The sequence below is a fragment of the Propionivibrio sp. genome (genome assembly GCF_017995515.1).
Lineage (GTDB): Bacteria > Pseudomonadota > Gammaproteobacteria > Burkholderiales > Rhodocyclaceae > Propionivibrio.
The window spans coordinates 1,455-14,960 of the sequence record NZ_JAGOIT010000087.1; the positions used below are offsets into that span (position 1 = coordinate 1,455).

13 protein-coding genes are annotated in these 13,506 nt (G+C 63.1%); 6 read left to right on the top strand and 7 right to left on the bottom strand.

From position 1 onward, the window contains the following. Positions 1–347 precede the first annotated feature (347 nt). The 4 genes from KBA32_RS13225 (at position 348) to KBA32_RS13240 (ending at position 4,324) form a co-directional block, all read left to right on the top strand. A complete protein-coding gene (locus KBA32_RS13225; protein ID WP_294359657.1) occupies positions 348–1,577 on the top strand; it encodes a sensor domain-containing diguanylate cyclase in 1,230 nt (409 codons plus the stop codon). 186 nt (positions 1,578–1,763) lie between these two features. Next, positions 1,764–2,783 (top strand): LacI family DNA-binding transcriptional regulator, encoded by a 1,020-nt coding sequence (locus tag KBA32_RS13230; protein WP_294359659.1) that lies wholly within the window; start codon positions 1,764–1,766, stop codon positions 2,781–2,783. Next, complete coding sequence (gene rbsK / locus KBA32_RS13235; RefSeq protein WP_294359661.1) at positions 2,780–3,709, top strand: ribokinase; 930 nt, start codon at positions 2,780–2,782, stop codon at positions 3,707–3,709. Before KBA32_RS13230 ends, rbsK begins: the two co-directional genes overlap by 4 nt. A gap of 168 nt (positions 3,710–3,877) precedes the next feature. Continuing rightward, entirely contained in the window at positions 3,878–4,324 is a 447-nt protein-coding gene (locus KBA32_RS13240; protein WP_294359664.1) for an RbsD/FucU domain-containing protein, read from the top strand. Positions 4,325–4,650: 326 nt separating this feature from the next. On the opposite strand, the gene KBA32_RS13245 is transcribed toward KBA32_RS13240, so the two are convergent. From KBA32_RS13245 to KBA32_RS13265, 5 genes are all read right to left on the bottom strand, one after another. Further along, a complete protein-coding gene (locus KBA32_RS13245; RefSeq protein WP_294359666.1) occupies positions 4,651–5,733 on the bottom strand; it encodes an ABC transporter ATP-binding protein in 1,083 nt (360 codons plus the stop codon). 28 nt (positions 5,734–5,761) lie between these two features. Further along, a complete protein-coding gene (locus KBA32_RS13250) occupies positions 5,762–6,643 on the bottom strand; it encodes a carbohydrate ABC transporter permease (protein WP_294359668.1) in 882 nt (293 codons plus the stop codon). Continuing rightward, positions 6,640–7,485, bottom strand: a complete 846-nt coding sequence (locus KBA32_RS13255) for a carbohydrate ABC transporter permease (protein ID WP_294359670.1) — start codon at positions 7,483–7,485, stop codon at positions 6,640–6,642. Before KBA32_RS13255 ends, KBA32_RS13250 begins: the two co-directional genes overlap by 4 nt. 156 nt (positions 7,486–7,641) lie before the next feature. Next, entirely contained in the window at positions 7,642–8,874 is a 1,233-nt protein-coding gene (locus KBA32_RS13260; RefSeq protein ID WP_294359672.1) for an ABC transporter substrate-binding protein, read from the bottom strand. A 99-nt stretch (positions 8,875–8,973) separates the two neighbouring features. Next, entirely contained in the window at positions 8,974–10,371 is a 1,398-nt protein-coding gene (locus tag KBA32_RS13265; protein ID WP_294359674.1) for a GH1 family beta-glucosidase, read from the bottom strand. 228 nt (positions 10,372–10,599) lie between these two features. Between KBA32_RS13265 and KBA32_RS13270 the strand changes: the two genes are divergently transcribed. Further along, positions 10,600–11,592: a substrate-binding domain-containing protein gene (locus KBA32_RS13270; protein ID WP_294359682.1), complete on the top strand. Its 993-nt coding sequence runs from the start codon at positions 10,600–10,602 to the stop codon at positions 11,590–11,592. Between the two features lie 225 nt (positions 11,593–11,817). Here the strand turns inward: KBA32_RS13270 and KBA32_RS13275 are convergent, their stop codons facing one another. Together KBA32_RS13275 and KBA32_RS13280 are read right to left on the bottom strand one after the other, a co-directional pair. Further along, the gene (locus KBA32_RS13275) at positions 11,818–12,417 is read right to left on the bottom strand and encodes a 3'-5' exonuclease (RefSeq protein ID WP_294359676.1); all 600 of its coding nucleotides are present in this window, start codon (positions 12,415–12,417) and stop codon (positions 11,818–11,820) included. Further along, entirely contained in the window at positions 12,414–12,707 is a 294-nt protein-coding gene (locus tag KBA32_RS13280) for a hypothetical protein (protein ID WP_294359678.1), read from the bottom strand. Before KBA32_RS13280 ends, KBA32_RS13275 begins: the two co-directional genes overlap by 4 nt. A gap of 267 nt (positions 12,708–12,974) precedes the next feature. Here KBA32_RS13280 and KBA32_RS13285 point away from each other — a divergent pair. Then, on the top strand, positions 12,975–13,506 hold a 532-nt coding region (locus KBA32_RS13285), incomplete at its 3' end, for a type I restriction-modification system subunit M N-terminal domain-containing protein (protein WP_294359680.1).

Below are 13,506 nucleotides of genomic sequence, written 5' to 3' on the forward strand. Positions count from 1 at the left end.
CGAAGGCAACGACGACGATCCTGTCGTCGGCCGCAAACGCATCAGCCACAAGAGATGCGCTCAACAACACCCAAGCCAGAATTTCACGCATCGACGATCCCTTCGCGCAACGTCCGTCTCCGTTCAATCCAGTCCAAAACCGCCCAACCGGAACGTTACCCCGATTCCCCGACGCAAGTCCGTCCGATATGATTGACGGCGTTGATTCCGGTACGGCAAGGACTGTTGTTCAATTCTGGATCAATATGACGTAAGGGAAACGCCGCGCGCATCAGCGCTATCGTACCACCAGGACACATGCCGGCGCGGGCAGGACGGAATCACGCGCAGATCAGGAAGGACGAACCATGCACTTCTCTCTCGCGAAGAATCTGAACCGCAAGGGCACCGGGTCGGCGCTCGGCTTTGCGGCGCTCGCGCAAACCGGCATTGCCATCGCCGTCCTGCTCTCGCTCGCGTTCGTCAGTACCGAAGCGGCTCGTACTCCAAGCGTTGCCCTCATCCTCATTGCCTGCCTCCTGCTCGCCAACGCCGGCCTGATCGGCCTCTACCTGCGCTTGCGCCGCATCCGTGAGTCGTCGCGCCGCATGCGCTTGCTGGCCGACATGAACGTGCAGGTGAACCGCGAAATCCTGCTCAACGAGAACATCGAGCTCATCTATCGCACCATCCTCGATTACCTGTTCAGCATTTTCAACACGGCCAATACCGGATCGATCCTGATTCTCGGCGACGACGGCTACCTGACCTTCGCTGCCTCGCGCGGTTTCACCGAAGAGTACGTGCGCGATTTCCGCCTGAAGCTCGAAGACTCCTTCCTCTACCAGGAAACCAAGGGACACATCACCGAAACGCGGCTGATCACCCGCGAGACGCTGGCGCGGCTGGTCACCGTGTTCGACCCCGGCGACTGGGAGTTCAACTCGGTGGTCAGCACGCCGATCTTCGTCGGCAAGCGGCTGTTCGGCATCCTCAACCTCGACTCCGATCAGCCCGTGACCTTCGACGAGCGCGATACGGCGATCGTCGAACGCTTCCGGGCGCAGATCGAGGTCTGCCTTCTCGCCCGGGAGCAGTACCGGGCCAGCATCGAGCGCTACCACGTTGATTCGCTGACCGGCTTGTTCACACGGCGGTGCTTCGAGGACCTGTTCGCCGTCTCGCTCGACCGGGCGCTACGCTACAACGAGCAGTTCGTCATCGCCATCTTCGACGTCGATCGCTTGAAGTACGTAAACGACACCTTCGGGCACCTGGCGGGAGACCAGATGCTGCTGATGATCGCCAGCGCGCTCCGCGCTTCGTGCCGCAAGTCGGACGTCATCGGCCGCTTCGGCGGCGACGAGTTCATCGCGCTCTACCATGCCTCCGGCAAGAAAAAGATGGAACGCAACATCGACGGCATCCTCGCCGCGCTGCGCACGAAGGCCGTAAGCTTCGGCGAGAAGGAGCATCGCCTGTCATTCAGCTACGGGCTCGCGCGCTTCCCCGAGGACGGCGGGAGCCTCGAAGAACTGACCGCGGCAGCCGACGGCCATCTCTACGCCATGAAGTCCGAGCACAAGAAGACGTATTGACGGAGCCATCGACCTTTTCCCGGCAACGCCGCGAAAACTCTCTTTCGCAAACCCGGAACCGTCCCCTATAATAAGCAAACGATTGCGCAAACGTTTTCTATCGCGTGATAGCGCGTTATTCCGATTGAACAAGCGCACCGCTTTGCGGACAATTCGAGTAACTCAACCACCAGCGACATTCAGCGTATGGCAAACATCAAGGACGTAGCCCTGCACGCCGGCGTTTCTGTGACGACGGTATCGCACGTCGTCAACGGCACGCGCTTCGTCAGCGAAGTCGTCCGGCAACGGGTCGAGGCGGCCGTGCGCGAACTCGACTATGTCCCGAGCGCCGTGGCACGCAGCCTCAAGCACAACACCACGCACACCTTCGGCATGGTCATCCCGAACAACTCGAATCCGTACTTCGCCGAGATCATCCGCGGCGTCGAGGACCGCTGCTTCGCGGCCGGCTACAACGTCATCCTGTGCAACTCGAACGACGATCCGGAACGGCAGGCCGCCTACCTCCGCGTATTGGCCGAAAGGCGCATCGACGGCCTGATCTTCGTCGTCACCGGCAGCGACGCCGTCGTGCGCGCGACGCTCGGCGGCATCAACACGCCGCTCGTCCTGCTCGACCGCGAAGTCAGCGGCGTCAGCGGCGACCTCGTCGAGGTCAACCACGTGCTCGGCAGCCAGATGGCGACGCGGCACCTGCTCGAACTCGGCCACCCGCGCGTCGCCTGCATCAGCGGTCCGCCGGGACTCTCGCCCAGCTCGCAACGCCGCGCTGGCTGGAAGGACGCGCTGGAACACGCCGGCGTCGAGCGCAAGGAAAGCGACCTCGCGCGCGGTGACTTTACGGCGCGCGGCGGCTACCTCGCCATGCAGGCGCTGCTCAGGCGCCGGCCGCGCCCGACCGCCGTCTTCGCCTGCAATGACCTGATGGCTTTCGGCGCGCTCACCGCCGCGCGCGAGGCCGGGATCGCCGTGCCGCAGCAGTTGTCGATCGTCGGCTTCGACGACATCGACCTCGCCGCCTTCTCCGCGCCGCCGCTGACCACGGTCGCCCAGCCCAAGCAGCAGATCGGTACGGTCGCCGCCGATCTCCTGCTCGACCGCGTGAGCAACGCGCGAACCGACAACCGCCAAATGATCCTCGACCCCGAACTCCGCGTTCGGGCGTCGACCGCCCCCTACCAACCGTTGAAGGAAAACGCATGAGCACACCCGACTTTTCTGGCCGCAAGGACAACCCCGTCGTCGTCATCGGCAGTCTCAACATGGACCTCGTCATGCGCACGCCGCGCGTGCCGGTGGGCGGCGAAACGCTGCACGGTCACGAATTCTCGACCCTGCCCGGCGGCAAGGGCGCCAACCAGGCGGTCGCCTGCGCGCGCCTGGGCGCGAAGGTCGCCATGATCGGACAGGTCGGCAACGACGGCTTCGGCACGACGCTGCGCGACGGCCTGGCCGCCGACGGCATCGACACGAGCGGTGTCCTGCAGACGTCGGCGGTCGGCACCGGTGTCGCCATGATCCTCGTCGAAGACATCGGGCAGAACCGCATCGTGCTCGCCGCCGGCGCCAACGGCGCCCTGACGCCGGCCGATATCGACGCGCACGCGGCGCGCATCGGCGGCGCAGCGATGCTCGTGCTGCAACTCGAAGTCCCGATGCCCGTCGTCCAGCGCGCCATCGGGATCGCCCATGCGGCCGGCGTGCCCGTCCTGCTCAATCCGGGGCCGGCGTCACCGTTGCCCGAGGCCGTCTGGTCGCAAATCGACATTCTCGTGCCCAACGAATCGGAGGCCACCCTGCTCTCGGGCGTCGAGGTGAGCGACGCGACAAGCGCGTATGCGGCGGCAAAGGTGTTCCGCCAACGCGGCGTGAAGTGCGTGCTGATCACGCTCGGCGCCAACGGCGTCGCCGTCATCGACGACGCCGGCGAACGGCACCTGCCGGCGCACGTGGTCAAGGCCGTCGACACCACGGCGGCAGGCGACACCTTCATCGGCGGCCTCTCGGCCGGCCTCGTCGAAGGCCTGGCGATGGATGACGCCGTTGCGCTCGGACAACGCGCCAGCGCCCTGTGCGTCACGCGCCACGGCGCTCAGCCGTCGATTCCATATCGGCGCGAGATCGCCTGACGCCCCCCCGAACGTTCGCGCCCGCTCCTGTATTGCCATCCGCGGCGGGCGTGTGTATAGTTGGGCAAACGTTTGCGCAAACGATTGCTTGTGGCATTTCAGACGTCCATTCCGGGCAGATAGCGCGCAGACACGGATCAAGTTGATCGACCAGAGGAGGAAAAAAACATGCTGAAACACGTACCGTCATTCATGGACGCGGAGTTGCTCTGGGTCCTGGCCGCGATGGGCCACGGCGATGAGCTTGTCGTCGTCGATCGCAACTTCCCCGCGCAATCGGTCGCCATGGAAACGCCGTCCGGCAAGCTGATCACGCTGGGCGGCATGGACGCGCCGACATCGATCGGCGGCATCCTCGAGCTGATGCCGCTCGACAGCTTCGTCGACGCGCCGCTCGCCTGGATGGACCCGGTCGACCAGCCCGGCGCCATTCTCTCCGTGCATGCCGACGTGCTCGCCGCGTGCAACAAGGCCGAGGGACGCGAAGTGAGGCACCGCGTCATCGAGCGCCACCAGTTCTACGCGGCGGCGAAGAAGTGCTTTGCCGTCGTGCAGAACAGCGAGAACCGCCCGTACGGCTGCTTCATCCTCAAGAAGGGCGTCGTTTTCGACTGACCCGCGGCACTGACCGACTTCGCTGGCCGGCGACACGCCGGTCGGTGTGCGCCGGTCGGTGTGCGCCGGTCGGTGTGCTTTTCCCAATCGATTTTTCATGTCGGATGACCGACAGGGCGGCGTTCGTCGCCGCGTTCGCAACAAGCAGGATTCTGAGCAATAAAGAACTGGTTTTCCGACCGTCGACGCATCGGCTACGTAGACGAACTGGCCGCAATCGGCAACGAGACGATCCTCAACGTACCGATCCCCTTCCTCATCTTCGCTGCGCTCATCGTGCTGGTCGGCGCGGTGTTTGCCACGCGCAAGAAGACGTAAAGAGGAATCTACAGGCGCTTCTCGGTCGCCGCATCGAACAGCGAAATCCGCCGCGTGTCGATCATCAGATTGATCGGCACGTCGAGCCTGATGTCGCGCATCTTGTCGATGGTCAGTGCAATCGACTGATCGTTGAAATCGATCCAGACGATCTGGTGGTCGCCCATCGGTTCGGTGACGCTGACCCGCCCGGTGAAATCGATCCGCTCGTCGGCACCCGCGATGGCAACGTGCTCCGGTCGGAAACCGAGCACCACCGAACGTGAGCCGGACGCTGTTTCGCGACAGGCATAGCTGGAAAGATCGAGTGTCAGGCCGCTTGCATTGAAAGTCGTGCAACCGCCGATGCAATTCAGTTCGCCGCGCACGAAATTCATCGATGGCGAACCGAGGAAGCCGGCCACGAAAAGATTCTCCGGTCGTTCGTAAATGACCTCGGGCGCATCGACCTGCTGGATCTTGCCGCCGCGCATGACGGCGATCCGGTTGGCCAGGGTCAGCGCTTCGATCTGGTCATGCGTGACGTAGATCATCGTCGAGCCGATTTCCTGATGCAGCCGCTTCAGTTCGCGGCGCAGTTCGGCGCGCAGCTTGGCGTCCAGATTCGAGAGCGGTTCGTCGAACAGATAGACGCCGGCATCGCGCACCAGGGCGCGCCCGATGGCGACGCGCTGACGCTGCCCGCCCGAGAGTTGCGACGGCTTGCGACCGAGATAGTCTTCCAGGTGCAGCAAACGCGAGGCGAAATCGACGCGGCGCTTGATCTCATCCTTGGCCATGCCGGCGATGCGCAGACCGAACGACAGGTTGCGTTCGACGTTCATCGTCGGATAGAGCGCGTAGGACTGGAAGACCATGCCGATCGAGCGGTCCTTGGGGTCAGCCCACGTTACGTCCTTGTCGCCGATCGCGATACGGCCGTCGCTGACGTCGACCAGGCCGGCGATGCTGTGCAGCAAGGTCGACTTGCCGCAGCCGGAGGGGCCGAGCAAGACCAGAAACTCGCCGTCATGGACATCGAGATCGAGTTTCTCGATGATGTTCGCCCCGCCGTAACCGATGCAAAGATCGGCAATCGTTACCCGTGCCATAGATTCTTCTAGTCCCTGTGCAGTTGTTTCAGCCCTTGACCGAGCCGGCGGCGATACCACGCACGAACCAGCGTCCGGAGAAGAGATAGATGGTGAGCGGTACCAGCGAGGTGAGAATCGTGGCCGCCATGTTGACGTTGTAAAGACGCTCGCCGGTCGTCGTGTTGATGACGTTGTTGAGCTGGACCGTCATCGGCAGGTTGTCGCGCCCGGCGAAGACGAGGCCGAGGATGTAGTCGTTCCAGATCGCCGTCACCTGCATGATGACAGCGACGATGATGATCGGCACCGACATCGGCAGCATCAACTCGAAGAAGATGCGCAGGAAGCTACCGCCATCGACGCGCGCCGCCTTGAACAGCTCGATCGGGATCGACGCGTAGTAGTTGCGGAAGAGCAGCGTCATCACCGGCATGCCGAACGCCGTGTGGATCAGCACGATGCCGGGCAGCGAGCTGAACAGCGAAATGCTCGCCAGCATGCGCACCAGCGGGTACATCATCACCTGGTAGGGGATGAAGCAGCCGAGCATGAGCACGCCGTAGAGCAGGTTGGCGCCGCGCACGCGCCAGAACGACAGGGCGTAGCCGTTGAGCGCGCCGAGCAGGATCGAGAACAGCGTGCTCGGCACGACGATCTTCACCGAGTTCCAGAAGCCGACGCGGATTCCGTGGCATTCGAGGCCCGTACAGGCTTGGGTCCAGGCCGATATCCACGGCTCGACGGTGAAGTTCTGCGGGAGCGCGAAGAGCGCGCCGAGGCGGATTTCTTCCATCGGTTTGAACGACGTCACCAGCATCACGTAGAGCGGCAGCAGGAAGAAGAGCGCGGCGCTGACCAGAAAGGCGTAGGTGCCGATCCGTGCGGGTGTCCAGTGCTTGCGGCCGCGTGTTGATCGAGACGGTCTCATCGCTGCTTCTCCTTGTTGGCTGCCTTTTGCCGGAGATAGGCCCACGGCAAGAGGAACGACAGCACGAGCAGCAGCATCACCGTCGATGCTGCCGACGCGAGGCCGATGTTGGCGCGCCCGAAGAGGTAATCCATGATGAACTTCGCCGGCACCTCGGTCGCCGTGCCCGGCCCGCCCTGCGTCATCGAGACGACGGCGTCGAAGAGCTTGACGACGCTGACCGAGAGCAGCACGACGACGGTGGCAATCGACGGGCCGATCATCGGCAGGGCGATCGAGAGATAGACGCGCCAGCGCGGGATGCCGTCGATGCGCGTCGCTTTCCAGATTTCCTCATCGATGCCGCGCAGTCCGGCAAGCAGCAGCGCCATCGCCAGTCCCGACGCCTGCCAGACCGAGGCCAGCACGATCGTGTAGATCGCCAGATCCTGGCTGACGATCCAGTCGAAGGTGAAGCCGGCAACGCCGAGCTGGCGCACCGCCTCCTGGATGCCGAGCGCCGGATTGAGCATCCATTGCCAGACGAGGCCGGTCGCCACGAACGACATGGCGTACGGATAGAGAAAGATCGTGCGGAAGATGCTCTCGGCGCGGATGCGCTGGTCGAGGAACACCGCCAGCAGGAAGCCAAGGATCAGGCACAGGCTGATGAACAGCACGCCGAAGATCGCGGCGTTCTTCAGCGAGATCAGCCAGCGATCGTTGCCGAACAACTTGACGTATTGCTGCAAGCCGACGAAATCGCTGGCTGGAAAGGTACGCGAGCTGCTCAGCGAGACGCGGAAGGACCACAAGGTCGATCCGACGTAGACGCAGAGCACGGTGATCGCCATGGGAGCCATGGCCAGCCATGTTCCGATCAGGCGCCGCCAATTCTGGGGTCTAGCAGTCATGAGAAGCCTTTGGATGTACGCATCGACAGCAGTCATCGTGGGTGGAAGGAGACTAACGGGGGTGCGGACGGCATACGTGCACCGTCCGCTGTTTTTTCCCGTCAATCAGCCGCGCAAGGCTGCGGCCAGGGCCTTGGCCGCTTCTTCCACCGACTGGTTCTTGTTCCAGAAGTTGGTGACGACATCCTGCATCGCGCCTTCCACGTCGGTCGGCACCAGCATCGTGCTCGTCGGCAATTGCCGCGACTTGTCCTTCATGATGGCAATGCCCTGCTGCGCGCAGATGTCGAGGTCCGAGGCATTGACGTCCGTGCGGATCGGAATCGAACCTTTCTTGTTGTTGAAGGCCACTTGCGTCGCCGGCGCGACGAGCGTAGCGGCAAGCAGGTTCTGCGCCTTGACGACGGCCGCGTCCTGACTCTTCGGCATGATGAAGACGTCGCCGGCGATCACGTACGGGGCCTTGTCGTCGAACCCGATGAAGCAGCCGAATTCCTTGCCGGCCTTCTGGTTGGAGGCCAGGAACTCGCCCTTGGCCCAGTCGCCCATGAACTGCACGCCGGCCTTGCCCGAGATGACCATCGCCGTCGCGTCGTTCCAGTTGCGTCCCGGCGAACCGGCATCGACGTAGTCGTGCAGCCGCTTGAAGACGGTCAGCACTTTCTTGAATTCCGGCGTATTGATCGCGCTGGCGTCGCGGTCGCGATAGACCTTGAGGAACAGCTCCTTACCGCCGACGTAGGCGAAGATGCTGTCGAAGAGCATCTTCTCCTGCCAGGCCTGGCCGCCGAGCGCCAGCGGAACCAGGCCGGCGCCCTTGAGCTTGTCGAGCGCGGCGAAGAGTTCTTCGATCGACTTCGGTTCGCCGGCGATGCCGGCCTTGGCGAAGGCATCCTTCGAGTACCAGGCCCATGCCGGGTTATGGATGTTGACCGGCACCGCGTAGTAGTGATCCTTGACCTTGATCGTGTCGACGATGGCCTTGGGCAGCATCGCGTCCCAGTTCTGCTTGCTGGCGATTTCGTCGATGTTGTTGAGCATGCCTTCATCGATCAGGTCGCGGAACTGCTTGCTGGTGTTGAACTGCGCCGCCGTCGGCGCGTTGTTGCCGACCATGCGGTTGATGGCGGCCGACCGCGCCTGTTCGCCGCCAGCGACGGCCGTATCGACCCATTCGCCGCCCGCCGCCGTGTAAGCCTTGGCAAGCTCCTTGATCGCTGCCGATTCGCCGCCCGAGGTCCACCAGTGAATCACCTCGGCACGTGTTCCAGCCGCTTGGGATGAGAGCGCGGCGAGACCGGTGACCACCGCGAATGCCAGTTTCTTGATGCTGAACATGTTTGATCCTCCTTGTGGTTGTTGGGGTACAGCTCGCGTCGGCGGTGCGTGGCCGGCGGCGCTTGTTCGAAGGGCTGCGCCAGCGTGGCGCCTGACGAATCAGGGAGAGTCGCCGTTCGTCCTCCGTTCGGCGAGAAAACGCTTGAGGGCCAGGGCGCTGTGCTTCGGCGTCCGCGCTTGCGTTGCGTAGTCGACATGCACGATCCCGAAGCGCGCCTCGTAACCGTACGACCACTCGAAATTGTCGAGCAGCGACCAGGCGAAGTAACCGCGAACATCGACGCCTTCGCGCATGGCCTGATCGATGGCGCGCAGATGACCGCCAAGGTAAGCGATACGTTGCGTGTCGACGACTTCGCCATTGACGACGGCATCGGCGGAGGCCATGCCGTTTTCAGTAACGTAGATGGGCGGCAGGTTGGCATAGGTGTTGTGGAACTCGACCAGCAGTCGACGCAGGCCGTCCGGATGCACTTCCCAGTCGAGCATGGTTTTCTCGACGCCATCGACCGGGACCTCGATGAAGCCGTTGGCGCCGTCACTCTTGAGACAGGTACGGAAGTAGTAGTTGATACCGAGGTAATCGATCGGCGCGGTGATCGTCTGCATGTCGCCGTCGAAGACGAGTTGCGCCGAGTCCGGCCACAGCGTATCCAGATCGGCTGGGTAGCGTCCGCGAAAGAGCGGGTCGAATACCCAGGCGTTATGCTGGGTCTGAAACAGCTCGGCGGCTCGCTTGTCTTCAGGCGAATCCGTCGCCGGCGTCCCGTAGCCGACGTTGGCGACCAGCCCGACCGGTACCTGCGGATCGTTGGCGCGCAGCACCGGCACCGCCTGCCCGTGCGCCAGCAGCAGGTGATGCATCGCCTGGCGGGCATAGCGCAGATTCTTGAAGCCCGGCGCCTGCTTGCCGCTGGCGTGTCCGAGGAAGGCGCTGCACCACGGTTCGTTGAGCGTCGTCCAGGCGTCGACAAGCCCGGCCAGTTCGCGGCTGACGAGATCGGCGTAGTCGGCAAAGCGGTAGGCGATGTCGCGGTTGATCCAGCCGCCGCGGTCCTGCAGGTATTGCGGCAGATCCCAGTGATAGAGCGTGACGAAGGTTTTCAGACCCTTGGCCTTGAGCGCTTCGAGCAGGCGCTTGTAGAACGCCAGTCCCTTCGGATTGGGTTTGCCGGCCGCATCCATGACGCGCGGCCAGGCGACCGACAGGCGGTAGGCGTCGAGACCGAGTTCCTTGATGAGTGAAACGTCCTCAGCCCAACGATGATAGTGGTCGCAGGCGTTTTCGCCGGAATCGCCGTTGGCGACCTTGCCGGGCGTCGCCGAGAAGGTGTCCCAGATCGACGGGATACGGCCATCGGCGTCGATGGCGCCCTCGATCTGGTAGGAGGCAGTTGCGGCGCCGAAGATGAAGTTCTTCTGCCACATCGCCGAATCGCGGGGCGGCATCAATGCGGCAGATTCGGAAGCGAGCACGGAGGGAGAGATTATTGCCACGGGAAAGTCCTTGATCAATGCGTTGGAACCGGTTCCAATTGCGTGGAGCGCAGTTTAGCACCCACTTTTTGCGAAAGTAAAGCGATATCTGCATGATTTTTTTCGTGGGACGAAAGCCGCATTGGTGGCTGCGCGGGAGCGCGGCTGTTATCATGCGCGACGCCTTCCAGCCCGTGGCTGGGCGCGCAAGTAATTGATAAATGGGATAATGTGGCGACGATTCGTGATGTGGCGCAGCGTGCCGGGGTCGGTGTAGGCACCGCTTCGCGCGTGATTTCAGGACGTGGTTCGGTGTCCAAGGACGCCATCGCCCGTGTGCGTGCAGCGGCGGCCGAACTCGCATTCAAACCGTCCGAGATTGCACGCGCGTTATCGTCGATGTCGGCGGGGCTGGTCGGTATCTACGTGCCGGATTTCCACGGCGCGTTCTTCGGGCCGTTTCTGCAAACGATCAGCCACGAGTTGCGTCATTGCAATCGCCGGATGGTGGTCGCCAACGGCTTCGGCGAGGGCAATCCGCGCGAGCAAACCCTGGCCGGCATCGAGTTCCTGATCGAGCGGGAGTGTGATGGCATCCTGGTCTTCAGCAACCACCTGCTCGACGAGGATTTCGGGCCGATCCACGCCAAACAACAGCGCCTGGCGGTGGTGAACCGTCGGGTGCCGGCCATCGAAGAGAACTGCTTCTACGTCGACCACCATCTCGGCGGCGCATTGGCGGCGGAAGCGCTGCTCGCCAAGGGGCACCGCCGGTTTGCGGTCATCGCCGGACCGGATTCGGCCCTCGATAACCTGTGGCGTCTCGACGGCTTCTTCGCCGTGCTGGCCGAGGCGGGCATTGCGCGCGACGAAGTTCGCGTCGTGGTCAGCGACTTCTCGTTCGAAGGCGGCTGGCAAGCCGGGACGACCTTGCTCGACAGCAAGCAGCCGCTGACCGCCCTGTTCTGCGCCAACGACGAAATGGCCATGGGCGCGATGTCATGCCTGCAGGAGAACGGCGTTCGCATTCCCGCCGACGTGTCGGTGGTCGGCTATGACAACACCGTGATGTCGGCTTACACGTCGCCGCGCTTGTCGACCGTATCGACGCCGATGTGCGAAATGGGCGTCAATGCCTGCCGCTGGCTGATCAATCAGTGCTTTGGTAGCGACTTGCCGGTATCGCGCGATTTTGCCATCGGCTACATCGAGCGCGCCTCGGTCGGCAGACCGGCGGCATAGTCTGCCCGGAGCCAGTGCGGGGGAGCGAAATCAATCAACCTAAAAACCTCACCGCAAAGGCGCGAAGGCGCAAAGATCGCAAAGGAAACAACGGGTTGATCGTATTTGATCATTCACCCTATGGGTGACTACGTAAGATACGCGCCGTTCGCGTAGCCCTTTGATTTTCTTTGCGAACCTTCGCGCCCTTTGCGCCTTTGCGGTGAAGAACTGAGGTTTTAAGGATCAATCCGCATCGGGCCGGCGGCGCGCCATCCACGCCCGATAGATCATGAGCGCGACGTGCGCGTCGTTCGCCGCGTAGAGCAGTTGGCGGTCGTTCAGGCGCCGGCTGGCCCAATTGCTGGTGCCGATCCGTTTCGACTTCTGCAAGCGCTGGCCGAAGAAGTGCGCGACGGCGACCTTCGCGCCGACCGTGCCGCGATGGCCGATACGCCCCTCGCCTCTTCCGCGCAACGCCTCGCCCAGATCGAGCACATGCTTTAACTCGATGCCAAGGCGCGATTTCAACGCGCTACGGTCGTTGCCCAGCCCCATGCCGGCCTTGAGCACGCGCGGCGACTCGAGGATCGTCTTCAGCACCGGGCTGCAGTACGTCGGCGACACGGGAAACAGATAGGCGCGCTCGTCGGTCGCCAGCTGAATAAGGTGTGGCCCCGTCGACTCCTCGCCCTTGAGGAAAGTCGGTTTCGATTCGGTATCCAAGCCGATGACATCGGCCGCCAGCAGCGCCGCGGACGCCACTTCGGCGAGCGCTTCCGAGTCGACGAGGACAATGCGTTCGAGCCCGATGCCCGGATAGAGCGGGAGTTCGACCTCGCTCAACTCGTCGCCCCGTCCAGCGCGGCCATCACCCGCCGCAGCCAGCGCCCGATGTCCTCGACTTCCTCCAGGCACACCGAATGCGGCATCACGTAGTCGTGCCACTCGACGGCGTAGCCGCGCCCGCTCAGGAAGTCACGCGCGGCGACGCCGAGCACCGGCGCCACCACGTCGTCATGCGTACCGTGCGCGGCGAAGATCGGCGTCGACTGATTGGCATTGCTCGCTTCGCTCCCCAGCCAGCGGGGATTGGGGGATGTTTCGACTTCAATGTGAGGGAGTAGATCGCTCAAAGAGGACTCCATCGATGGTCTGGGAAGGCCGACACAGGTGTCGAGCTTCGATCGCGGCGAATTGTTGTAGATACTGTGGTGAAAATCAACCGCCGCATCGCGCAGAAAATCTGCGCTCCTACAAAACCCAACACACATCGCGCGGCAACCGACCACTTCCGAACTGACCGGGCCGGTAGGCCGGTGATAGACTCCGAAAGCCCTATAGCGTCACGAAATCGCCGTCGGCGCCAACAAGAGCAACGCCCAATAACAACGAAAACGCCAATGAACGTCCAGCAACTCGAAAACGAACTCTGGGAAGCCGCCGACCAGCTGCGCGCCAACTCAAAGCTCACCGCCGCCGAATACTCCATGCCGGTGCTCGGCCTCATCTTCCTGCGCCACGCCGACAACCGTTTCAAAACCTACCTGCCCGAGATCGAGGCCGACATCCCTCCGCAAGTTCCCGCCGCCCAGCGCGAGGAACTGATCAAGCTCGGCTTCCAGGGCAAGGCCGCCATCTATCTGCCGGAAGACGCCCGCTTCGACCGCATCGTCAGCCTGCCGCAAGGCGCCAAGGTCGGCGAAGTCATCGACGCCGCAATGGACGTCATCGAAGCCGAATACGAAGTGCTCAAGGGCGCGCTGCCGCGCGGCTACACCGCCTTCGAGCCCGACCTGCTCGCCGACCTCGTCAAGATCTTCGACCGCCCCGCGATCAAGGCCGCGACCGGCGACGTCTTCGGGCGCATCTACGAGTACTTCCTCAACAAATTCGCCATGAGCGGCGCGCAGGAAGGCGGCGAGTTCTTCACCC